Origin of the sequence: Streptomyces sp. ASQP_92, assembly GCF_025399895.1 — a bacterium.
Classification (GTDB): domain Bacteria; phylum Actinomycetota; class Actinomycetes; order Streptomycetales; family Streptomycetaceae; genus Streptomyces.
Genome location: NZ_JAODUA010000011.1, coordinates 96,711 through 118,787 on the forward strand (window position 1 = coordinate 96,711; position 22,077 = coordinate 118,787).

19 protein-coding genes are annotated in these 22,077 nt (G+C 71.9%); 14 read left to right on the forward strand and 5 right to left on the reverse strand.

Translation table 11 applies throughout. The features are described 5' to 3' along the window. Nucleotides 1–522 precede the first annotated feature (522 nt). The 4 genes from N4G70_RS22800 to N4G70_RS22815 all read left to right on the forward strand — a co-directional run bounded on the left by N4G70_RS22800 (nt 523) and on the right by N4G70_RS22815 (nt 5,952). On the forward strand, nt 523–1,884 hold the full coding sequence (locus N4G70_RS22800) for an aspartate aminotransferase family protein (protein WP_261714548.1): 1,362 nt from the start codon (nt 523–525) through the stop codon (nt 1,882–1,884). Between the two features lie 121 nt (nt 1,885–2,005). After that, nucleotides 2,006–2,677, forward strand: coding sequence for a GntR family transcriptional regulator (locus tag N4G70_RS22805; protein WP_120722655.1), 672 nt, complete (start codon nt 2,006–2,008; stop codon nt 2,675–2,677). Further along, nucleotides 2,674–5,100 (forward strand): dolichyl-phosphate beta-glucosyltransferase, encoded by a 2,427-nt coding sequence (locus tag N4G70_RS22810; protein WP_261714549.1) that lies wholly within the window; start codon nt 2,674–2,676, stop codon nt 5,098–5,100. Before N4G70_RS22805 ends, N4G70_RS22810 begins: the two co-directional genes overlap by 4 nt. Before the next feature lie 201 nt (nt 5,101–5,301). Beyond that, on the forward strand, nt 5,302–5,952 hold the full coding sequence (locus tag N4G70_RS22815; protein WP_120722656.1) for a hypothetical protein: 651 nt from the start codon (nt 5,302–5,304) through the stop codon (nt 5,950–5,952). Nucleotides 5,953–5,976: 24 nt separating this feature from the next. On the opposite strand, the gene N4G70_RS22820 is transcribed toward N4G70_RS22815, so the two are convergent. After that, the gene (locus N4G70_RS22820; protein WP_261714550.1) at nt 5,977–6,717 is read right to left on the reverse strand and encodes an SLATT domain-containing protein; all 741 of its coding nucleotides are present in this window, start codon (nt 6,715–6,717) and stop codon (nt 5,977–5,979) included. Nucleotides 6,718–7,101: 384 nt separating this feature from the next. On the opposite strand from N4G70_RS22820, the gene N4G70_RS22825 reads away from it, so the two are divergent. The 7 genes from N4G70_RS22825 to N4G70_RS22855 all read left to right on the forward strand — a co-directional run bounded on the left by N4G70_RS22825 (nt 7,102) and on the right by N4G70_RS22855 (nt 13,578). Continuing rightward, nucleotides 7,102–7,437, forward strand: a complete 336-nt coding sequence (locus N4G70_RS22825) for a YbaB/EbfC family nucleoid-associated protein (RefSeq protein WP_261714551.1) — start codon at nt 7,102–7,104, stop codon at nt 7,435–7,437. Between the two features lie 115 nt (nt 7,438–7,552). Further along, entirely contained in the window at nt 7,553–8,152 is a 600-nt protein-coding gene (gene recR, locus N4G70_RS22830) for a recombination mediator RecR (protein WP_261714552.1), read from the forward strand. Nucleotides 8,153–8,199: 47 nt separating this feature from the next. Further along, on the forward strand, nt 8,200–8,859 hold the full coding sequence (locus N4G70_RS22835; RefSeq protein ID WP_261714553.1) for a DUF5063 domain-containing protein: 660 nt from the start codon (nt 8,200–8,202) through the stop codon (nt 8,857–8,859). Nucleotides 8,860–9,079: 220 nt separating this feature from the next. Next, entirely contained in the window at nt 9,080–10,360 is a 1,281-nt protein-coding gene (locus N4G70_RS22840; RefSeq protein ID WP_261714554.1) for an aspartate kinase, read from the forward strand. Further along, complete coding sequence (locus N4G70_RS22845) at nt 10,357–11,415, forward strand: aspartate-semialdehyde dehydrogenase (protein WP_261714555.1); 1,059 nt, start codon at nt 10,357–10,359, stop codon at nt 11,413–11,415. Before N4G70_RS22840 ends, N4G70_RS22845 begins: the two co-directional genes overlap by 4 nt. Nucleotides 11,416–11,728: 313 nt before the next feature. Continuing rightward, the gene (locus N4G70_RS22850; protein WP_261714668.1) at nt 11,729–12,355 is read left to right on the forward strand and encodes a SigE family RNA polymerase sigma factor; all 627 of its coding nucleotides are present in this window, start codon (nt 11,729–11,731) and stop codon (nt 12,353–12,355) included. Continuing rightward, the gene (locus N4G70_RS22855) at nt 12,352–13,578 is read left to right on the forward strand and encodes a hypothetical protein (protein ID WP_261714556.1); all 1,227 of its coding nucleotides are present in this window, start codon (nt 12,352–12,354) and stop codon (nt 13,576–13,578) included. Before N4G70_RS22850 ends, N4G70_RS22855 begins: the two co-directional genes overlap by 4 nt. Nucleotides 13,579–13,615: 37 nt before the next feature. On the opposite strand, the gene N4G70_RS22860 is transcribed toward N4G70_RS22855, so the two are convergent. The 4 genes from N4G70_RS22860 to tatA form a co-directional block, all read right to left on the reverse strand. Further along, nucleotides 13,616–14,485 carry an SURF1 family protein gene (locus N4G70_RS22860; RefSeq protein WP_261714557.1) on the reverse strand — a complete coding sequence of 290 codons (870 nt, stop codon included), beginning with the start codon at nt 14,483–14,485 and terminating at the stop codon, nt 13,616–13,618. A 398-nt stretch (nt 14,486–14,883) separates the two neighbouring features. Next, the gene (locus N4G70_RS22865) at nt 14,884–16,665 is read right to left on the reverse strand and encodes a S9 family peptidase (RefSeq protein ID WP_399036552.1); all 1,782 of its coding nucleotides are present in this window, start codon (nt 16,663–16,665) and stop codon (nt 14,884–14,886) included. Nucleotides 16,666–16,773: 108 nt separating this feature from the next. Further along, on the reverse strand, nt 16,774–17,736 hold the full coding sequence (locus N4G70_RS22870; RefSeq protein WP_261714559.1) for a threo-3-hydroxy-L-aspartate ammonia-lyase: 963 nt from the start codon (nt 17,734–17,736) through the stop codon (nt 16,774–16,776). A gap of 63 nt (nt 17,737–17,799) precedes the next feature. Further along, nucleotides 17,800–18,063: a Sec-independent protein translocase subunit TatA gene (gene tatA / locus N4G70_RS22875; RefSeq protein ID WP_261714560.1), complete on the reverse strand. Its 264-nt coding sequence runs from the start codon at nt 18,061–18,063 to the stop codon at nt 17,800–17,802. A gap of 173 nt (nt 18,064–18,236) precedes the next feature. Here tatA and N4G70_RS22880 point away from each other — a divergent pair, with 173 nt between their 5' ends. The 3 genes from N4G70_RS22880 (at nt 18,237) to N4G70_RS22890 (ending at nt 22,042) form a co-directional block, all read left to right on the forward strand. After that, on the forward strand, nt 18,237–19,751 hold the full coding sequence (locus N4G70_RS22880; protein WP_261714561.1) for an LCP family protein: 1,515 nt from the start codon (nt 18,237–18,239) through the stop codon (nt 19,749–19,751). A gap of 153 nt (nt 19,752–19,904) precedes the next feature. Beyond that, the gene (locus tag N4G70_RS22885; RefSeq protein WP_261714562.1) at nt 19,905–21,428 is read left to right on the forward strand and encodes an alkaline phosphatase; all 1,524 of its coding nucleotides are present in this window, start codon (nt 19,905–19,907) and stop codon (nt 21,426–21,428) included. A 104-nt stretch (nt 21,429–21,532) separates the two neighbouring features. Further along, entirely contained in the window at nt 21,533–22,042 is a 510-nt protein-coding gene (locus tag N4G70_RS22890; RefSeq protein ID WP_261714563.1) for a hypothetical protein, read from the forward strand. The last annotated feature ends 35 nt before the right edge of the window (nt 22,043–22,077 follow it).

Below are 22,077 nucleotides of genomic sequence, written 5' to 3' on the forward strand. Positions count from 1 at the left end.
TCGTCCGCCGGCCGTGGTGGGCTGGTCGCGCAGTTCCCCGCGCCCCTAGGGGGCTGGGGGTGAGCCGGATTTCTGGGTGCGCCTCCCGACTCGCCGGACCCCGGCCACCCCAGGGGCGCGGGGAACTGCGCGAGTAGCGGGCACGGTCCGCGGACGACAGGGGGTTTAGGGGCGCGGGGAACTGCGCGAGGAGCACGCATGGTCCGCAGCAGAAGGCGGGTTTAGGGGCGCGGGGAACTGCGCGAGCAACCACGCGCGGTCCGCAGCGAAAGGGGGGTTTAAGGGGCGCGGGGAACTGCGCGAGCAACCACGCGCGGTCCGCGGCGAAAGGCGGGTTCAAGGGGCGCGGGGAACTGCGCGAGCAACCCCGCACGGTCCGCGGCAACAGGCGGGTTCAAGGAGCGCGGGGAACTGCGCGAAGGCGGGTGGGGCGCGGGGAGGCGACACCTTGCCGAGGCGTGGGGGGCTCCCTGGACAGGATGGCCATGGTGGGGGCGACCTGGGCTTACTTACCCTGGGGGCATGACCCCTCAAGGCACCCCCGATCCCCAGGCCGCCGCGGCAGTGAAGGCCGCCGACCGTGCGCACGTGTTCCACTCCTGGTCCGCCCAGGGGCTGATCGACCCGCTCGCCGTGGCCGGCGCCGAGGGGTCGTACTTCTGGGACTACGAGGGCAACCGCTACCTCGACTTCACCAGTGGGCTCGTGTTCACGAACATCGGGTACCAGCACCCGAAGGTCGTCGCCGCGATCCAGGAGCAGGCCGCGACGATGACGACCTTCGCCCCCGCGTTCGCCGTGGAGGCGCGCTCGGAGGCGGCCCGGCTGATCGCCGAGCGCACCCCGGGGGACCTCGACAAGATCTTCTTCACCAACGGTGGCGCGGAGGCCGTCGAGAACGCGATCCGCATGGCCCGGCTGCACACCGGGCGCCACAAGGTGATGAGTGCCTACCGCTCGTACCACGGCGGGACGAACACCGCGATCAACCTGACCGGCGACCCCCGGCGCTGGGCGTCCGACAGCGGGTCGGCCGGGGTGACGCGGTTCTGGGCGCCGTTCCTGTACCGCTCCCCCTTCCACGCCACCACCGAGGCGCAGGAGTGCGAGCGGGCCCTGAAGCATCTCGAGGAGACCATCGCCTTCGAGGGGCCGGCCACCATCGCCGCGATCATCCTGGAGTCCGTGCCGGGCACGGCCGGGATCATGACGCCGCCGGCCGGCTATCTGCCCGGGGTGCGCGCGCTCTGCGACCGGTACGGGATCGTCCTCGTCCTGGACGAGGTGATGGCCGGGTTCGGGCGGACCGGCAAGTGGTTCGCCTGTGAGCACTTCGATGTCGTGCCGGATCTCATCACCTTCGCCAAGGGCGTCAACTCCGGCTACGTACCGCTCGGCGGCGTCGCCATCAGCCAGAAGATCGCCGAGACCTTCGAGCACCGCCCCTTCCCCGGCGGGCTCACCTACTCCGGACACCCGCTGGCCTGCGCCGCCGCCGTCGCCACCATCAACGTGATGGAGGAGGAGCGCGTGGTCGAGCAGGCCGCGCACATCGGGGAGACCGTCCTGGAGCCCGGTCTGCGCGAGCTGGCCGCGCGGCACCCCTCGGTCGGCGAGGTGCGCGGCCTGGGCGTGTTCTGGGCGCTGGAGCTGGTCCGCAGCAAGGAGACCCGCGAGCCGCTGGTGCCGTACAACGCCAGTGGCGCCGACAACGCGCCGATGGCCGCGTTCGGCGCCGCCTGCAAGAAGCAAGGGCTGTGGCCCTTCATCAACATGAACCGCACCCATGTGGTGCCGCCCTGCAACATCACCGAGGCGGAGGCCAAGGAAGGTCTTGCCGTGCTCGACGAGGCGCTGACGGTCGCGGACCAGTACACCGTGTGAGGTTCGATCCGGTTCGGTCCGGAACGGATCGTCCCTGCTCGGAAGGGAAAAAGTCCGCTCTCCTTTGTCCGGTTTCCGGGCACCCCATAGGGTGGCCGGAGCCGGAGAAGGGGAGCGAGTCATGCCCGCGAGCGGAGCGGTCACCCGCAACACCCTTCGACAACAGATCGCGGACGCGCTGCGTGACGAGGTGCTCGCGGGGCGTATGCGGCCCGGTGAGGAATTCACGGTCAAGCAGATAGCCGAGCAGTACGGCGTCTCCGCCACGCCCGTGCGCGAGGCGCTCGTCGACCTCTGCGCGCAGGGGCTGCTCGATTCGGACCAGCACCGGGGCTTTCGGGTGCGGGTGTTCACCGTCGAGGACTACAAGGGCATAGTCGAGGCCCGGGCGCTGGTGGTCGACGGGATATTCCGGCGGGCCGCGGTCCCCGGGAACTTCGAGGCCCACGGCCCCGCCCTGGTGTCGGTGCGCCGACGCGGCGAGGAGGCCGCGCGGGCCGCCCGCGGCGGTGACCTGAACATCCTGGTCGGCTACGACCTGCGGTTCTGGCGGGAGCTGTGCGCCCTCGCCGGCAACACCTACATCTCCGACTTCCTGCACCGGCTGCGCATGCAGAGCTGGGTGTTCGCGGTGCCCCATCTGCGCGGCCACAGCGACCTCAGCGACTGGCTGTGGACCGGGCACGACGAGGTCGTCTCGGCGCTCGCCCTCGGCGACTTCGAGGCCGCGCGGGTGCTGATCGGCGCCTACAACGAGGAATCCCTGGTGTGGGCGGAGCGGCTGCCCCGGTGAGCACCGAGCCGGCCGGCCAGGTCGAACTGAGCGTCGTCGTCCCCGCCTACAACGAGGAGCAGCGCCTCGCGCCCACCCTCGACGCGATCCGCGCCCACCTCGGCGACAACTGCGTCTGGGAGCTGATCGTCGTCGACGACGGCTCGGGCGACGAGACCGTACGGGTCGCGCGGGAGGCCGCCGCCCGCGACCCGCGCGTCAGCGTGGTGGTCGGCGACACCAACCGGGGCAAGGGGCACGCGCTGCGCCTGGGGGTGCTCGCCTCCTACGGGCGGCGCGTCCTGATCACGGACGCCGATCTCGCCACCCCCATCGAGGAGTTGGACCATCTCGTCAAGGCGATGACCGAGGGCGACACGGCCGCCGCGATCGGTTCGCGCGCCCTGCCCGAGGCCCGCATCGACGTCCACCAGAGCCGGCTGCGCGAGACGCTCGGCCGGATGGGCAACCGGCTCATCCGGGCCGTGGCCGTACCCGGCATCCACGACACCCAGTGCGGCTTCAAGCTGTTCGACGGCGACAAGGCGCGCGCCGCGTTCGCCGACGCCCGCCTGGACGGCTGGGGCATCGACGTGGAGATCCTCCAGTTCTTCCGCCGCGCCGGCTGGCCGGTCGCCGAGGTGCCGGTGCGCTGGTCGCACCAGGAGGGCTCGAAGGTGGGCGCGGCCGACTACGGCAAGGTGCTGTGGGAGCTGGCCCGCCTCAAGGCGCGCGCGGTGCGCCGCGTCGACCTGGTGCTGGGCGCCCTCTACCTGCTGTCATCGGTGCTGCTCTACAAGAACCTGTGGGGGGACCTCGAGCGGAGCTACCTCAGCGACTCGATGCAGGACCAGAACCAGTGGGAGTGGTTCTTCGCGGTCACCGCGGACAACGTCCGCCATCTGCGCGACCCCCTGTTCACCACCGTCCAGAACTTCCCCGACGGCGTGAACCTGATGGGCAACACCCCGATGCTGGGCCTGTCCGCGCCCCTGACCCCGGTGACGCTGGCCTTCGGTCCTACGGTCACCTGGGCGCTCGTCCTGACCCTGGGGCTCGCGGCGACCGCGTACTGCTGGTACTGGCTGTTCGCCCGCCGGGTGACGGACAACCGGTGGGCGGCCGGGCTCGGCGGGGCGCTCGCCGCGTTCGCGCCGCCGGTGATCTCGCACGCCAACGCGCACCCGAACTTCTGCGTCCTGTTCATGATCCCGCTGATCATCGACCGCGCGCTGCGCCTGTGCGAGGGCCGTGACGTGCGACGCAACGGGCTGGTCCTCGGCCTGTTCACGGCGTACCAGATCTTCCTCGGCGAGGAGGTGCTGCTGCTGGCCGCGCTCGGCATGACCCTGTTCGCGCTGTCGTACGCCCTGGCCCGGCGCGAGGTCGCCCGGGCCGCTGTCCGCCCGCTGGCCACGGGGCTGGCGTACGCGCTCGGGGTCTGCGGGGTGCTGATCGCGTACCCGCTGTACCGGCAGTTCGCGGGGGCGCAGAGCTATCACAGCGTGCTGCACGGCGACGAGGCGGGCAATTCGCCGCTCGCGCTCATCGAGTTCGCCGGGCGCTCGCTCCTGGGCGACGACGCCACCGCCGACAAGCTCGCCCTCAACCGCACCGAGCAGAACGCGTTCTACGGCTGGCCCCTGGTGGCCCTCGCCTTCGCGCTCGTCGTACGCCTGTGGCGCCGGCCGCTGGTCAAGGCGCTCGCGTTCACGGGTGTGGCGGCGGCGATCCTCTCGCTCGGGCAGAAGATCCGCATCCCGTACACGGACGTGGTGTTCCCCGGCCCCTGGAAGCTGCTGGCCCACAAGCCGCTCTTCGAGTCGGTGATCGAGGGCCGGGTCGCGATCGTCTGCGCACCGGTGCTCGGCGCGCTCCTCGCGCTGGCCGCGGGCCGCCTCGCGCTCAGCCGCACGCGCGCGAACCGGGTGGCCGGCTTCACCGCGATCGCCCTCGCCCTCCTCCCGATCGTGCCGACGTCGTTCCCGACCCACGCCCGCCCCGAGGTGCCCGAGTTCATCTCCTCGGGCCTGTGGAAGAAGTACCTGAAGCCGGGCGATTCCCTGGTCCCGGTGCCGCTGCCCGACCCCGGCTCGGCCGAGGCCCTGCACTGGCAGTCCTCGACCGGCCTCGGCTTCCCGGTGCCGGGCGGCTACTTCAACGGGCCCTGGGGACCGGACCGCATCGGCATCTACGGGGCCTCCCCGCGCTGGACGTCGAACCTGTTCGGTGACGTCCGCTCCGGCAAGCCGATCCCGGACATCGGCACGGACTGGCAGAACCAGGCCCGCGCGGACCTCGCGTACTGGCACGCGGGCATCCTGGTCCTGACCCCCCAGCCGCAGGCGCCCGAGCTGTACGAGACGGTGACCCGGCTGCTTGGCGGCCGCGCGGGCACCAAGGTCGGCGGGGTCTGGATCTGGGACGTCTCGGACGTGCGCTGAGCGCTCGCGCCCCGCGCGCGGGCCGGTCCCGTCCGCCGCCGGGTCCGAGTAACGGACGGCCTCGTGGGTAAACCCTCCCGACCGGGGCGCGGGCGGAATCGGTCACCGCGCACCGGGAGTTGACGGGCGCTCTTCGCGCGGCGTGCCCGGCGCATTACGCTGTCCCGACCATCGCACGAACGAGTTGAGAGCGAGCCCGTCTTGGCCTGTGACCTGTGGCTGGTCCCCCTCGTCGACGTGCTGTGCCACAGCCCCGACAACCCGTTCGCGGAGGAGATCGCCTCGTACGACAAGGCGCTCGGCGACGCCGGGCTCCCGCCCGTACCGGTCTTCGCGTACATGCCGGGCCTCTCCGGCGATGTGGCCCCGGTCGCCGGGTTCGACTACGACGCGCTGCACTTCCTGCGCCGCGCCTACCTCCTCCAGTTGTGCGGCCTCGCGGTGACGCCCGTCGACGAACTCGGCGGCGACTACGAGCAGCTCCTCGAAATGTTCGAGTCGACGGCCCAGCAGTCCCACCTGGTCTGGCACTACGACCACGCGGGCGCCTATGTCCCGGTCGACTTCGCGATGCCGCTCTCCAACGAGGAACTGCTCGCGGGCGGCGGGCCGCTCGGTTCCGCGCAGGGACTGCTGAGGGAGTTGCAGTTCGTGGGGCCCGCGATCGGTATAGATCCGGCCAACCCGCCGACGGCGCCCGCCCCGCCGGCCCGGCCCACCTCGCTGGAGGAGCCGGCCGGTCCCATCCCGTACGACGAGAGCCCGTTCGCGCGCGAGCGGCATGTGTGGCTGGGGCTGCACGCGGCGGCCACGCGCAGCCTCGCCCAGGGCTCGATGATCATCTTCAGCTGAGGGGCGCGGCCCGCGGGCTCCCGCTCAGCGCGGGCCCTCCGGCGGCCGCTGGCGCGGCATGTTCGGCCGGGTGGCCGGAGGCAGCGGGAAGCGGCCGGGGCCGGGGGCCGCGTCCGTGCGCGGGGCCGCCGCGCTGAGGGTCTGCATCACCAGCGGGGCCGGCCCCGAGCGGAACTCCACCATCCAGTCCGCGGTCTCCGAGCGGACCAGGTCCGTGACGTCCTCGGTGAACCGGCGCAGCACCGAAAGACAGCGCTCGGCGGCCTCCCCGGCGGTGCCGTCGGTCGGCCCGAGCACCTCGCGCACGCTCTCCGAGGCCCAGTCGAACTGGAGCCCCTGGAGTCGGCGCTGCACGGCCTGCGCGGTGGCCACGTCCCTTATCCAGCCCGACGTGAGCCCGAAGTAGCGGTCGCACGCCATGCACGCGGCGGCCAGCAGCAGAGACAGATAGCCCCAGCCCGCGGCCCCCTTCAGCGCCTCGGTCAGATCGAGCAGCGGCAGCACGGCCCCCGCGATCGCGCCGCTCGCCGTGCCGCAGCGCAGCACGCGCGCGCCGCGCCGCTTCCACAGCCGGTCGGCCAGGTACCACTCGGCGGTGCGCAGTGCGCCCGTCTCGACCCAGCGGTACAGCTCGTCGAGGCGCGCGGCGGGCTCGCCCCAGTCGCCGAGCGGGAACGGCCTCCCGGTCAGATCGCCCGTCTGCGCGCCCTCGTCCCGCCGGGCCTGGCCCGGGGGCCCCTCGGGCTGCATGTCCGGCTGGCTCACCCGGCCGCTCCCTCCGCAACTCTGCTGTGCCCCTCTGTGCCATCGAGTGACGTACGGGCACGGGGCGTGTACGCGGCCGCGGTGGACGCGTACGGACGTAGTAAATGGCCTCCCGCCCGCCGGCGCCCGCGCTGAGCGGGTGCGGAGGGACGCGTCCTGAGGCGGCCGACCGCCATTCCTACCGCCGAATGGAGGGCTCAGGGGGCGAGAACCCGGCATCCGCGCCCGGAAGTGGCCCGTGATCAGGTATACGGACACGCACCGCGTCACTCGAAAGAGTTGCGGAGCAGGGGGCCCCTCGACCACGTAGGCTCGGAGTGCCGACAGCGGCGGCGAAACCGAGCCGCCGTGGCGAACCCGTCCTGACGAGACCCGGAGTGCACCGTGATCCCTGGTGGTGGCCAGCCCAACATGCAGCAGCTTCTTCAGCAGGCCCAGAAGATGCAGCAGGACCTCGCCGTGGCCCAGGAGGAGCTCGCGGCGACCGAGGTCGAGGGCCAGGCCGGCGGCGGCCTGGTCAAGGCGACCGTGACCGGGTCGGGGGAGCTGCGCGCCCTCGCCATCGACCCCAAGGCGGTCGACCCGGAGGACACCGAGACCCTCGCGGACCTGATCGTGGCGGCCGTGCAGGCGGCCAACGAGAACGCCCAGCAGCTCCAGCAGCAGAAGCTCGGCCCGCTGGCGCAGGGCCTGGGCGGCATGCCCGGCCTGCCGTTCTAGGGCCGGGCCCCCGGCCCGCGACCGCCCTCGCGCACGTATACGTGCGCCCGCCCTACTGAGGCGGACGCGCACCAACTACCGTAGGCGTCAGAGCAACCCACGAGAGGCTTATCCGTTGTACGAAGGCGTGGTTCAGGACCTCATCGACGAACTGGGCAGGCTGCCCGGCGTCGGTCCCAAGAGCGCGCAGCGGATCGCCTTCCACATCCTCCAGGCCGAGCCGACCGACGTGCGCCGCCTCGCGCACGCGCTCCTCGAAGTCAAGGACAAGGTCCGCTTCTGCGCGGTGTGCGGCAACGTGGCGCAGGAGGAGCGGTGCAACATCTGCCGCGACCAGCGCCGCGACCTCACCGTCATCTGTGTGGTGGAGGAGCCCAAGGACGTGGTGGCCATCGAGCGGACCCGCGAGTTCCGCGGCCGCTACCACGTGCTCGGCGGGGCCATCAGCCCGATCGAGGGCGTCGGCCCGGACGACCTGCGCATCCGCGAGCTGCTCGCGCGCCTCGCGGACGGCACGGTCACCGAGCTGATCCTGGCCACCGACCCGAACCTGGAGGGCGAGGCCACGGCGACCTACCTGGCCCGCATGATCAAGCCCATGGGGCTCCGGGTCACCCGCCTCGCCAGCGGCCTGCCGGTGGGCGGCGACCTGGAGTACGCCGACGAGGTCACCCTGGGCCGCGCCTTCGAAGGAAGGCGGCTGCTCGATGTATGACGCCCAGCAGGAGTACGCCCGGCAGGGCTACGAGGAAGGTCGACTCGATGTCTGACGCAACGCTGCACGCGACCACCCAGGACCCGGACTCCTTCGCGGTCCAGATCGCCGACCAGGTCGAGTCCTTCATCGTCGCGGTCACGGAAGTGGCCAAGGGTGACGAGCCCGACAGCGCCGTGCCGTTCCTGCTCCTCGAGGTCTCCCAGCTGCTGCTCGCCGGCGGGCGGCTCGGCGCGCACGAGGACATCGTCCCCGACGAGCCCTACGAGCCGGACCTCGGTCCCGAGGCCGATGTCGACGAGCTGCGCGAGCGCTTCGCCCGGCTGCTCGAACCGATCGACGTGTACTCCGAGGTCTTCGACCCGTACGAGCCGCGCAAGGCGCCGGTGCCGTGCCGGATCTCCGACGACCTCGCCGACGTCGTCACCGACCTGCGCCACGGCCTGGCCCACTACCGGGCCGGCCGCATCTCCGAGGCGCTGTGGTGGTGGCAGTTCTCCTACTTCTCCAACTGGGGCTCGACGGCTTCCGCCGCGCTGCGCGCCCTCCAGTCGCTCGTCGCCCACGTCCGTCTCGACCAGCCGCTTCCGGAGCTCGACGGCCTCGACACCGACGAGGACCTGGCGGAGGGCGCCCTGGAGGAGGAGGCGGGCCGCGTGATGGCCGAGGAGCTGGCGGGCCCGCTGGGTCTGCACGACCTCAAATAGCCCCGTTCCCCAGGAGGCCCGCCGCTCTGGGCGGGCCTGTGACCCCGCCCACAAACCGCGTACGGCCGGGCGGCTCGGGCAGGCGGACCTCGCGAGCGGTCCGGAGGACGCCCGGTGATCATCCAGTGAGCGGGACATCTCACGAGGTGATACGGCCGGGGCGATTCCGGCCCGCTCGTTAAACTGAGCCGACCCAGCAAGAACTGAGCTAGGAGCGCACGTGGGCCTTGTCGTGCAGAAGTACGGAGGCTCCTCCGTTGCCGATGCCGAAGGCATCAAGCGCGTCGCCAAGCGGATCGTGGAAGCCAAGAAGAACGGCCACCAGGTGGTCGTCGTGGTTTCCGCGATGGGCGACACGACGGATGAGTTGATCGAGCTCGCGGAGCAGGTGTCACCCATGCCTGCCGGGCGGGAATTCGACATGCTGCTGACCGCCGGAGAGCGCATCTCCATGGCGCTGCTCGCCATGGCGATCAAAAGCCTGGGCCACCAGGCCCAGTCGTTCACGGGCAGCCAGGCCGGTGTCATCACCGACTCGGTCCACAACAAGGCGCGGATCATCGACGTCACCCCGGGCCGCATCCGGACCTCGATCGACGAGGGCAACATCGCCATCGTCGCCGGGTTCCAGGGCGTCAGCCAGGAGGGGAAGAACATCACCACGCTGGGGCGCGGTGGTTCGGACACTACGGCCGTCGCCCTCGCGGCCGCCCTCGACGCCGAGGTCTGCGAGATCTACACCGACGTCGACGGCGTCTTCACCGCGGACCCCCGGGTCGTGAAGAAGGCGAAGAAGATCGAGTGGATCTCCTTCGAGGACATGCTGGAGCTGGCCGCGTCCGGCTCCAAGGTGCTCCTGCACCGGTGCGTCGAGTACGCCCGCCGTTACAACATCCCGATCCACGTGCGGTCGTCCTTCAGCGGACTTCAGGGCACCTGGGTCAGCAACGAACCACGTTCCCAGTCGGAGGGTCAGCAGGTGGAGCACGCCATCATCTCCGGAGTCGCCCACGACGTCTCCGAGGCGAAGGTCACGGTCGTCGGAGTGCCGGACAAGCCGGGCGAGGCCGCGGCGATCTTCCGTACCATCGCGGACGCCGAGATCAACATCGACATGGTGGTGCAGAACGTCTCCGCCGCGTCCACGGGCCTGACCGACATCTCGTTCACGCTGCCCAAGGCCGAGGGCCGCAAGGCCATCGACGCCCTGGAGCGGTCCAAGCCGGCCATCGGCTTCGAGTCGCTGCGCTACGACGACCAGATCGCCAAGATCTCCCTGGTCGGCGCCGGCATGAAGACCAACCCGGGCGTCACGGCGGGCTTCTTCGAGGCGCTCTCCGACGCGGGTGTCAACATCGAGCTCATCTCGACCTCCGAGATCCGCATCTCGGTGGTCACCCGCGCCGACGACGTCAACAACGCCGTGCGCGCCGTGCACTCCGCCTTCGGCCTCGACTCCGACAGCGACGAGGCCGTCGTCTACGGGGGCACCGGGCGATGACCCGCAGACCGGCGCTCACGGTCGTCGGAGCGACCGGGGGCGCCGGTGCGGTGATGCTCCAGATCCTGTCCCAGCACGCGGATGTGTGGGGCGAGGTCCGCCTCGCCGCGTCCGCGCGCTCGGCCGGACGCAAGCTGCTCGTGCGGGGCGAGGAGTGCGAGGTGCTCGCGCTCGGCGAGGAGGCCCTGGAAGGGGCCGACGTCGTCGTCTTCCTCGTGCCCGCCGACGTCGCCGCCCAGTGGGCGCCGGTCGCGGCCGCCAAGGGTGCGGTGGTGGTGGACAGTTCGGCCGCCTTCCGGATGGACCCCGACGTGCCGCTCGTGGTCCCCGAGCTCAATCCCCATGCGGTACGGATGCGTCCGCGCGGCATCGTCGCGAGCCCGCACGCCACCACCCTCGCCATGAGCGTGGCGGTCGGCGCGCTGCACGCCGAGTTCTGCCTGAGCGAGCTGGTCGTCTCCACCTACCAGGCCGCGAGCGGTGAGGGGCAGCCCGGAGTCGAGGCGCTGCGCCGGCAGATCTCGCTGGTGGCCGGCTCCCAGCTGGGCACGAGCCCGGGCGATGTGCGCCGGGCCGTCGGCGACGGGACCGGCCCCTTCCCCGCGCCCCTGGCCCTGAACGTGGTGCCCTGGACCGGCGAACTCGCCGAGGACGGCTGGTCCTCGCAGGAGCTCGGCATCCGCGACGAGCTGCGCAAGGTGCTCGGCCTGCCGCGGCTTCCGGTGTCCGCGACCTGTGTGCGCGTCCCCGTGGTGACCACGCACTCGGCCTCCGTGCACGCCCGCTTCGAGAACGAGGTGGAGGTGGCGCGGGCCCACGAGATCCTGGCGACCGCGCCGGGCGTGGTGCTCTTCGACAACCCGGCCGCCGGCGAGTTCCCGACCCCCGCGGACGTGGTGGGCACCGACCCCACCTGGGTCGGGCGGGTGCGCAGTTCGCCGGACGATCCACGCGTACTGGAACTTTTCGTCTGCGGCGACAACCTCCGCAAGGGCACGGCCCTGAACGCGGCCCACATCGCCGAGTTGGCGGCCCGCGAATTCGATGGGCGCTGACCCCTACCCCGTTTGTAGGATCCGTGAACGCTCTGTGAGCAAGTCGCTGGTCTGTACCACTTGTACTGCGCCGACGCCTTGTTACACGATTCATTTCCGTGTCTCCGCAACCGCGGTCCGGCATGGAGCGTCTATGCGGTCGCCCCTCAAGGTGCCGTAAAAATCGGGGCATTGGGGAAGATCGGGTACGGATGAGGGCATGTGGTGCACCGCCAAAAACAGTGTCGTACGCGTACAACCCTGACGGGGAGGAACGTGTCCAACAGGCGTGGCAGAGGTACTCGAGTTCAGAGCGGTACCGGTGCGCGGTGGCATGGCGGTCCGCCCGCGTCGGCGCCCCGGCGCACCCGGTGGCATGCCGGTGATCGCGCCCATGCCCGCCACCCGTACGGTCCGCCCACCCGAGCAGGCGACCTCGCGCGAGAGCGCTGACGAGGTCATGGCGGCCGGCACCACTGTTGATCACCTCACCGAGACCTACCGCGCGCACTACCGCTCGCTGCTCGGCCTCGCGGCGCTGCTCCTCGACGACACCGCCTCCTGCGAGGACGTCGTGCAGGAGGCGTTCATCCGGGTCCACTCGGCGCGCAGCCGGGTGCGCGAGCCGGAGAAGACCCTCGCCTACCTCCGCCAGACGGTGGTGAACCTCTCCCGCTCCGCGCTGCGCCGCCGCATCCTCGGGCTCAAGCTGCTCTCCAAGCCGATGCCCGACATGGCGAGCGCCGAGGAGGGCGCGTACGACCAGCTGGAGCGCGACGCCCTCATCAAGGCGATGCGCGGACTCCAGCGCCGCCAGCGCGAGGTGCTGGTGCTGCGGTACTTCGCGGACATGACCGAGGCCCAGGTCGCCGAGACGCTCGGCATATCCCTGGGCTCGGTCAAGGCGTACGGCTCGCGCGGCATAGCCGCCCTGCGCATCGCCATGGAGGCGACGGCATGAAGGGGCCCGACAGGAACGGCGAAAGGCGTCACAGGGAGTACGGGGAGCGCGGGGAACACGGCAAGAGCGGGTCGGACCAGCGGCCCAGGAACGACCTGAACGACCTGACTGGATACGGATTCGTGGACAAGACGCCGGAAAAGAACAGCACCGGCACCCCTCCCTTCGGCTTTCCGCCCGCCCCGGGCAGCCCCGACGCGGCCGACGAACAGGCCCTGCGCAGGCTGCTGCACGGCACGGTCGAGGAGCTGAGGCCCTCGGAGGGGGCGCTCGAACACCTGCGGGCCGCGGTGCCCCTGCGCCGGGCCCGCAAACGGCAGGCCGTCGTCGGCTCGATCGCGGCCGCCCTCCTGGTGGCCACCGCCGTGCCCGCGTTCCTGCACGTCGCCAACACCGCGAACAGCGCGGACGACCTGCCCGCCGTCGCCGGACACGGCGAGCGGACCCACGGCACGCCCGGCACCGCCTCCGACACGGTCGAGGGCGCGGACGCGGGCGGCCGGCCCTCCAGCGTGGGCAGCGCGCCCGGCACGCCCGGCGCCAAGGAGCCCAGACCGACGCTCACCAAGGGCGCGAGCGGCGGCACCGCCGGTGGCGCGACCGGCGCGGGCAGCGGCCCCGTGAAGGCGAACTCCCCGGTGTGCGAGGCGGCCGAGCTGAGCGTGAAGTCGGCGAAGGTCGGCAAGCCCGACTCCACCGGCAAGGTCTACGGCGCGTTCCGCATCGTCAACGCCTCCGACAAGCAGTGCGCGATCGGCGGGGTCGGCAAGTTCAACGTGCGGGCGCAGGGCGCCGCCGACCCGGCGAAGATCACCGTCGTCGAGCACGCGGCGGGCGACCCGGCCCCCGGCCTCCCCGACCCCTCGCAGGACGCCACGGCCCTGGTCCTCCAGCCGGCCGCGGCCTACGAGGTGCGCTTCGCGTGGGTGCCGTCCGACACCTGCCCCAAGGCGACCCCGTCGCCCGACCCGACACCGTCCAGCGGCGGCTCCAGCAGCAGCGGGATCGTCGCCCCCACGACGGGTGGTGGCACCACCCAGACCTCCCAACTCGCCCCGAACAGCGGCACCCCCGCCGCCACGGCGGACGGCACGATCGCGGTGACCCACGTCGCCGAGCCCGGCGCGCCATCGGCGGAGGCGAAGATCCCCAACGCGTGCGCCGGGACGATCTACAAGACGGGCGTCCTGGACGCGGGGGCGACGGCCTCGGCGACGCCGTAGGGGCCGGGCCCGGCCGGGGGCGTCTATTCCGGGGCGTCTATTTCTGCGCGATGGGCGCGGGCTCGGAGCCTTCCGGCGCCGTGGTGCCTTCCGGCATCGCGGTCCCTTCCGGCATCGCGGTCCCTTCCGGCATCGCGGTCCCTTCCGGCGTCTCGGAGGCTTCCGGGGCGAGGCCGAGTTCGGCGTCCTCCAGGGCCTCGGCCTCGCGCCGGACCAGGCGGAACCACATGAACACCACGAACCCCGCGAACACGAACCACTCACCGGTGTAGCCGAGGTTCTGGAACGCCTTCAGATCGAGCCCGCTGTTCTGCGGGGCGCTGGCCGGCACCGCGGTCATGCCGGTGTCGGCCCTCGGCAGCGTCACCCAGGCGTCGTACACCGGGTACGGCACGAGGTTGACGAGGGCGGCCGCGCTGATCACGCCGACCTGGCCCCGGGGGAGTCCGCCCTGGGCGTGCACCCCGGCGGAGCCCGCGGTCTCGGACGCCTGGAGCACGCCGGTCACCTCGACCTCGCCACTCGGCGCGGCCGGGGCGTGGGCGCCCCGGGGGATCCAGCCCCGCACGACGGGCAGCGCCTTTCCGCCGTCGGTGCGCAGCAGGGTCAGGACATAGCTGCCCGACGTTCCGTCGACCTCGCGGTCGGGCACCAGGAACTGCTCGGCGTACCGGCCGTGCGCGACGGCGGGGCGGCCGGAGGTGCGCTGGTCCACGGGGAGCAGCGAGGCGAGGGGCTCGGCCTTGAGGGTGGCGGGGTCGGGTGCCTTCGCTGCGGCGTCGTGGGACTGCACGCGGTCCTCGAAGCGGCCGAGCTGCCAGGAGCCCATGAAGACGCAGACGGGGATGGCGAGCAGGACGAAGGCGTGGATTGCCCACCAGCGGGGTGTGAGCAGGAACCGGTACACACCCCCACGGTACGGAATCCCACCGGGGGTCTGGGCTGGGGGGTCCCCGCATCCCCCCGGGGGCCGAGCCCCCGGCCCCCTCGGCCCCCAGGGCCCGAGCCCCCGTCTCGCGCAGTTCCCCGCGCCCCTTACCCCTCTCGCGCCTGCGGGCCGTGGTCGCTTTTCGCGCAGTTCCTCGCGCCCCTGAAACCCTCGGTCGTGTGCGGGCCGTGGTCGCTTTTCGCGCAGTTCCTCGCGCCCCTAACTACTCGGTGCTGGTCCGTACGGGACACCTCAGCCCGTCCGGCGATTGAGGACGAGCGCCGTTCAGGCGCGAACGGGGTCTGGGGCGGAGCCCCAGGAGGGCCGGAACCAACCAACCCGCTGCACGGGCGGGCGGGTGGGAAAACACCCCTCCCCTACCCCAAGTGCCGCCTGGCGAAGTCGAGTTCGAGCCGTACCTGCTTGATGCGCTCCTCGACCACGAGGGAGCCGTGCCCCGCGTCGTACCGGTACACCTCGTGCGCCGCCCCCCGCGCGACCAGCCGGTCCACATAGTTCTCCACCTGCCGGATCGGGCAGCGCGGATCGTTGACCCCGGCCGAGATGTACACCGGCGCCTTGACCGCGTCGACGTACGTCAGCGGCGACGAGGCGCGGAACCGGTCGGGAACCTCCTCCGGCGTGCCGCCCAGCAACGTGCGGTCCATCGCCTTCAGCGCCTCCATCTCGTCGTGGTACGCCGTGACGTAGTCCGCGACCGGCACCGCCGCGAGCCCCAGCGCCCACGCGTCGGGCTGGGTGCCGAGGCCGAGCAGGGTGAGATAGCCGCCCCAGGAGCCGCCCGCGAGGACCAGGCGCTCGGGGTCGGCCAGGCCCGAGGAGACCGCCCAGTCGCGGACCGCCGCGATGTCCTCCAGCTCGATGAGCCCGACCCGGTGCTTGAGCGCGTCGGTCCACGCCCGCCCGTACCCGGTGGAGCCGCGGTAGTTGACCCGTACCACCGCATAGCCGTGGTCGATCCAGGCCGCGGGCCCGGAGGCGAACGCGTCGCTGTCGTGCCAGGTGGGGCCGCCGTGGATCTCGAAGAGGGTGGGGAAGGGGCCCTCACCCGCGGGCCGCTGCACCAGCGCGTGGATGCGCCCGCCGGGTCCCTCCACCCACGCGTCCGTCACCGGCACGGATCCGGGCGCCTTGAAGCCGGGGGGATCGAGCACGACCTCGCCGGTGGTGGAGCGCACCTCGGAGGGGCTGGCCGCCGACGACCACAGGTACTCCACCGTGCCGTCGGGCCGGGCCGTCGCCCCCGACACCGAACCGGCCGGGGTCTCGATCTCGATCAGGGAGCGCGTCGCGAGGTCGAAGCGGAACAGGCCGCTGCGGGCCTCGAAGCTGTGCACGACGAGCAGCCCCGAGCCGTCCGGGTACCACTCGGCGGAGACGTCGCCCGGCAGGTCGAGCGCGAGGTCGCTCTCCTCGCCGGAGGCCACGTCCCAGATCATCGGCTCCCAGCGGCCGCGCCGCTGGTGGGCGACGAGCAGCCGGGTGTCGCCCGCCAGCGGCGCGAACCCGAGCACTTCGAGGCCGAGTTCCTCCGTGCCGCCCTTGGTGTCGTCGAGTTCGGCGACCGCCGAGCCGTCCGGGCGCACCACGCGCAGCGCCGAGTGCATCGCGTCGCCGTGTTCGGTGTGCTCCAGCGCGATCAGCGTTCCGTCGTGCGAGAGGTCGCCCACCCCCGCCGACTCGCGGTGGCGGTAGATCTCCACGGGGTCCGCGCCGGGGCGTACGACATGGATCGTCGAGCCGTCCTCGTCGGTGGAGCGGCCGACCACCGCCGTGCCGTCCCGGCCGAGCGCCAGGCCGGCCGGGTAGGACGGGGCGAGCCCGGGCACGGCCGGCTCGTCGTCGCCGCCCGTGAACGGCTGGCGCCGCCACACGCCGAACTCGTCGCCGTCGGTGTCGTCGAACCACCAGATCCACGCGCCGTCGGGGGTCAGCACCCCGTCCGTGGTGCCGTTGGGGCGGTCGGTGGCCCGGCGCTGCTCGCCGGTCGCCCGGTCCCATGCGTACAGCTCGTACGTGCCCGTCGCGTTCGACACGAACAGCGAGCGGTCCGGCGCGTCCTCCGCCCAGTCGGGCAGCCCCACCCTCGGCGCCCTGAACCGCTTCTCCCAATCCGGCATCTCGTTCATGCCCCCCATCATGCGCCGAACCGCCGACGATCCGTTCGCCTCCCCCTCAGCCTGTGGACAACTCGGCCCGTGGACAGCGCGGCCTGTGGAAAACTCCCGGGTGCGGCGCCGGCCGGGTCACGCCGACAGGAGTTCCGCGAACCGGGCCATGTCGACGTTGCCGCCGCTGAGGATCACGCCGACCCGGCCGCCCCGGTACCGCTCGGCCAGGTCGCGGGCGCCGGCCAGGCCGAGGCAGCCCGTCGGTTCGGCGACGATCTTCATTCGGGACGCCAACAGCCGCATTCCGTCGACCAGTTGGTCGTCCGAGACGGTGATGATGTCGCTCACGTGGTCGCGGATCACCGGGAAGGTGTGGGCACCCAGCTGCTGGGTCTGGGCGCCGTCGGCGATGGTCGCCGGGGTGTCGATGCGCACGATCTCGCCCGCCCGCAGCGAGCGGAGCCCGTCGTCGCCCGCCTCCGGCTCGACCCCGTAGACCGCGCACGAGGGGGCGAGCGCGCCCGCCGCGAGCAGGCTGCCCGACAGGAGTCCGCCGCCGCCGAGCGGGACGAACAGGGCGTCCAGGGGGCCGGTCTCCTCGAAGAGTTCCTTCGCCGCGGTGCCCTGGCCCGCCATCACCTGGGGGTGGTCGTACGGCGGGATCAGCGTCAGGCCGTCCCTGGCGGCCAGCGCCTGTCCGATCTCCTCGCGGCTCTCGGTCCAGCGGTCGTAGGAGACCACGTTCGCCCCGTACCCCTTGGTCGCGGCGAGCTTGGAGGCGGGGGCGTCGTGCGGCATGACGATGGTCACCGGGATGCCGAGCAGCGCGCCGGAGAGCGCGATGGCCTGCGCGTGGTTGCCCGAGGAGTAGGCGACCACGCCCGCGCGGCGCTGCTCCGCGTCGAACTGGGACAGCGTGTTGAACGCGCCGCGGAACTTGAAGGCCCCCATGCGCTGGAGGTTCTCGCACTTGAGGAACAGGCTCAGACCGAGCTCGGCGTCGGTGAGCCGCGAGGTGAGGACCGGGGTGCGGTGGGCGTGGGTCGCGATCCGCTCGTGTGCGCGGACCACGTCGTCGTACGTCGGCAGGTTCTCCATGCCTGCCGAGCGTACGGCGTGTCCTGCCGGGCGTACGGCGCGGGTTATGGGGCGGGACGCGGGTTACGGAGCGGGGCGCGGGGGAGCGTCCGCGGCGACCGGGGCGGGGGTGACCAGAGGGGCCGGGGTGGCCTGCGGGGCGGGGGTCGCGGTGGGCGCGGGCGCCTCGGACTCCTCGCGCATGGCCTTGGTCTCGCTCTTGAGGATGCGCAGGGACTTGCCCAGCGCGCGTGCGGTGTCGGGCAGCTTCTTCGAGCCGAACAGCAGGATCAGTACCACGCCCACGATCAGCAGATGCCAGGGCTCAAGGCCGTTGCGCAGGAACATCCCGCCGTCCTCCCTCGTTCGCGTCCTACAGCCGTTTTCGTCGGCCGCGCTCATCGCACGGCTGGGGCTGATGACTCTCCATGAGACTTGCTACATTGCGCAACTGTACAACCAGAGGGTGCGACTCACCGTCTCCTCTACAGAAGAGGCGCGAATGAGGGATGAGGGGTCCGATGGCCGGCAGCCACAAAGCGGGAGCGGCAAGCAGGGGTGAGAGCGGTGGTGCCGCCGCGCCCGGGGGACGGAACAAGCGCAGCCGTGCCCGTATCGCCGGCATCACGGGCCTGTCGGTCGTCGTCCTCGCGGTGGCCGGCGGCGGCTGGATCTACCTCAAGCTGAACGGCGACATCAAGACCTTCGACGACGGCGGCGTCTCCGCCGACCGCCCGGCCGCCTCGACCGAGGGCTCCAACGTCCTGGTCATCGGCTCCGACACGCGCTCGGGCGACAACGCCCAGTTCGGCCACGGCAAGGGCGACATCGGCCGCTCGGACACCGCGTTCCTGCTGCATGTGTACGGGGACCAGAAGCACGCCGTCGCCGTCTCCATACCCCGCGACTCGCTGGTCGACATACCCCCGTGCAAGCTCCCCAACGGCAGCTGGACCAAGGAGAAGCACCGGGTGATGTTCAACTCGGCCTTCGAGGTGGGGGAGACGGTGGAGGGCAACCCCGCCTGCACCCAGAACACCGTCGAGAAGCTCACCGGGCTGCGCGTCGACCACACCGTGATCGTGGACTTCGCGGGCTTCGCCAAGATGACCGAGGCCGTCGGCGGCGTCGGGGTGTGCGTGCCCAACAACGTCTACCAGGGCGACCTCAACCCCAAGCTGGGACACAAGGGCAGCCTGGTCTTCGCCAAGGGCGAGCAGAACGTCTCCGGCCAGAAGGCGCTCGACTACGTACGCATCCGGCACGGCATCGGCGACGGCTCCGACATAGGCCGCATCCAGCGCCAGCAGGCCTTCGTGGGCAGCCTGATCAAGAAGGTGAAGGGCAACGGGCTCGACCCGACCAGCCTGCTGCCGCTCGCCAGCGCGGCCACCAAGTCGATGACCGTCGACCCGGGCCTCGGCTCCCCCAACAAGCTCATCTCGTTCGCGATGTCGATGAAGAACATCGACCTGCACAACACCAAGTTCGTGACCCTGCCCTGGCGTTACGAGGGCGAGCGCGTCGCCGTCGTCAAACCGGAGGCCGACGCCCTGTTCGCCGCGCTGCGGGCCGACCGCACCATCGACGGCAAGGACGCGGCGGCCAAGGGCGCCGCGACCGCCTCCCCGGCCCCGTCCGCCCCGGCCGCGCCCCCCGCGTCCGGCAAGGGGGTCAGCGTCGCCGTCTACAACGGGACCGTCACCAAGGGCCTGGCGAGCAAGGTCGCCACCTCCCTGCGATCCGCGGGCTTCACGGTGACCGGTGCCACGACCGCCGCCACCCAGGACTACAAGCAGACCGTCATCGAGTACGGCGCGAGCTCCGAGGCCAAGGCCAGGACGCTCGCCACCCACTTCCCGGGCGCGGTGCTGCGCCAGGCCAAGGCGCCGGGCCTGAACGTCATCGTCGGCACCGACTACAAGGCGGACGGCGCGGACGCGGCGCCCAGCGCCCCCGCATCGGTGCCGCCGGCCGTCGCCGACAAGGCCCGCTCGGCCGACGACAGCATCTGCTCCAACCTGTCCTACGGGTGAGCCCCGCCTCTCGTGCGGACGGTTCCCGCCTCTCCCGCGAGTGAGCGGCGGGGGACCCGCACGGGCGGCGCACCCCGTGAAAGCCGGAGCCGTTCGCCTCGTCGTCGCCCGGTCCTCCCGAGCCGTTCACATGGGACTCATAGCTTCACCGCCATGAGACAGAAGGCAATGAAGGTGCTCGCGGTCGTCGCGGCGGCCTCCGCGGTCGCCGCCGGCTCGGCGGTCACCGCCAACTCCGCGCCCCAGCACGGCGGTCACGGCGGCAACGACCGTGAGATACGCAACGTCATCTACCTGCTGGGCGACGGCATGGGCCGCACCCACGTCACCGCGGGCCGCGAGCGCTTCTACGGCGCTCAGGGCAAGCTCAACATGGAGCGCCTGCCCTACACCGGCGCGGTCGCCACCTACGCCGTCGAGAAGGGCTCCGACCAGCCCTCCCTGGTGACGGACTCGGCGAGCTCCGCCACCGCGTGGTCCTCGGGCGTCAAGACGTACAACGCCGCGATCGGCGTGGACAGTTACGAGAAGCGGCGCGCCACGCTGATGGAGCAGGCCAAGGCGGCCGGCTTCGCCACCGGCAACGTCTCGACCGCCGAGATCACCGACGCCACGCCCGCCGCCCAGTTCAGCCACGCGCTCCTGCGCGGCTGCCAGGGCCCGACGTACTCGGACGCGGCCTGCCTGCCCAAGAACGCGGACGGCAGCTACGAGAAGGCCCCCGCCGACAAGACGCTGATCACCCCGATCGCCGAGCAGATCGCCCGCAACGGCACCGCCGACGTGGTCCTCGGAGGCGGTCTTGCCCGCTTCGAGCCGGACGACCAGAAGGCGCTCCAGAAGCAGGGCTACCAGGTACTCGGCTCGTTCGGCGACCCCAAGCTGCCCGCGCAGAGCGCCGATTCGCAGAAGGTCGCCACCAAGGCCGACCTCGACAAGGCGCACGCCAAGAAGGTCGTCGGCCTCTTCAACCGGGGCAACCTGACGGTCGAGCAGGCCAAGCCCGGGCTCCCGGCGAACGCCCCCCAGAAGCAGGAGCCGACGCTCGCCGAGATGGCGAAGAAGTCGATCGACCTGCTGGACGGCCGCTCCAGGAAGGGCTTCTTCCTCCAGATCGAGGGCGCCCAGATCGACAAGCGCTCGCACGCCAACGACGCCGCGCAGACGCTCGGCGAGGTCAAGGCGTTCGACGACGCGGTCAAGGCGGCCACCGACTTCGCGAAGAAGGACGGCCACACCCTGGTCATCGTCACCGCGGACCACGAGTGCGCGGGCTTCAACATCGTCGAGAAGGGCACCTACACCAACGCCGAAGCGGTGGCGCCCCCGGCCAACACCGACGCGGGCAACCCCGCCAACAACTCCCTCACCTCGCGCCCCACGTCGGGTGCCAAGGACCCGGCCCGCTCGACCGGCATCGCCAACGGCGCGGGCGCGGGCGACACGAAGAACTTCGCCCCGGCGACCTTCCGCACCCCCGACGACCCCAAGGGCGTCAAGGACGGCAGCCCCGAGGCGAGCCTGTGGCTGACCTATCTGTCGGGCAACCACACCGGCGCGGACGTGCCGATCTTCGCCTACGGCCCCGGCGCCGACCGCTTCGCGGCCAGCCAGATCAACACCGAGCTGTACAAGAAGATGTACGGCTCGCTGTTCGGCCGCTCCCCGCGCGGCTGACCTCCCCACCCCGCGACCGGGCCCGGGGCACGGCGCCCCGGGCCCGGTCCGCCGCCAGCCACCAAAACGCCAACTGGCCGACCACGCACAGGAGTACCCACGTCATGCGACGCATCGCCGCCCATGCCGTCCTGGCCGCCCTCGGCCTCGCCCTGGTGACCGGCTGTGGTGGCGGGTCCGGTGAGCAGGCCGACGACACGCCGAGCCCGGTCCCCTCGGTGAGCTTCGCCGCACCCCGGCACGCCGCCGAACCCGCCGCGTACCAGAGGCTCGCGCGGGGTGAAGTACGCCTGGAGAAGGGGCCGTTCACCGATCGCGTCAAGGTCGGCGGTGAAGCGCTGGGCGCCGGGTCCGCCGTGACCGGGCACCTCGCCGTCACCTCGGACGTCAGCGAGCTGATCGCCCTGGAGCTGCGCGCCGCCTACTACGACGCGGACGGCAAACTGCTCGGCACCGGCTCGTTCCACTACGCCGAGGAGGGCCACGAGGAGCACCCGGGCGGCCACGCCCCGGCCGCCGAGGGGCCCGGCATCGACTTCACGGTGCGGCCCTCGCAGCTGACCGGCACGCCGACCGGCGCGGTGCTCTCCATCCCCGTGCTGGTCAACGAGTAGCGCCCCGGCGCGGGTTCGGATCCCGCGCCGGTCGA

Bases quoted from the DNA above. Each gene is read 5' to 3' on its own strand.
- N4G70_RS22800 (WP_261714548.1), top strand. From the start codon at position 523: ATGACCCCTCAAGGCACCCCCGATCCCCAGGCCGCCGCGGCAGTGAAG.
- N4G70_RS22805 (WP_120722655.1), top strand. From the start codon at position 2,006: ATGCCCGCGAGCGGAGCGGTCACCCGCAACACCCTTCGACAACAGATC.
- N4G70_RS22835 (WP_261714553.1), top strand. From the start codon at position 8,200: ATGTCTGACGCAACGCTGCACGCGACCACCCAGGACCCGGACTCCTTC.
- N4G70_RS22845 (WP_261714555.1), top strand. From the start codon at position 10,357: ATGACCCGCAGACCGGCGCTCACGGTCGTCGGAGCGACCGGGGGCGCC.
- N4G70_RS22850 (WP_261714668.1), top strand. From the start codon at position 11,729: ATGGCGGTCCGCCCGCGTCGGCGCCCCGGCGCACCCGGTGGCATGCCG.
- N4G70_RS22855 (WP_261714556.1), top strand. From the start codon at position 12,352: ATGAAGGGGCCCGACAGGAACGGCGAAAGGCGTCACAGGGAGTACGGG.
- N4G70_RS22865 (WP_399036552.1), bottom strand. From the start codon at position 16,665: ATGGGGGGCATGAACGAGATGCCGGATTGGGAGAAGCGGTTCAGGGCG.
- N4G70_RS22870 (WP_261714559.1), bottom strand. From the start codon at position 17,736: ATGGAGAACCTGCCGACGTACGACGACGTGGTCCGCGCACACGAGCGG.
- tatA (WP_261714560.1), bottom strand. From the start codon at position 18,063: ATGTTCCTGCGCAACGGCCTTGAGCCCTGGCATCTGCTGATCGTGGGC.
- N4G70_RS22880 (WP_261714561.1), top strand. From the start codon at position 18,237: ATGGCCGGCAGCCACAAAGCGGGAGCGGCAAGCAGGGGTGAGAGCGGT.
- N4G70_RS22885 (WP_261714562.1), top strand. From the start codon at position 19,905: ATGAGACAGAAGGCAATGAAGGTGCTCGCGGTCGTCGCGGCGGCCTCC.
- N4G70_RS22890 (WP_261714563.1), top strand. From the start codon at position 21,533: ATGCGACGCATCGCCGCCCATGCCGTCCTGGCCGCCCTCGGCCTCGCC.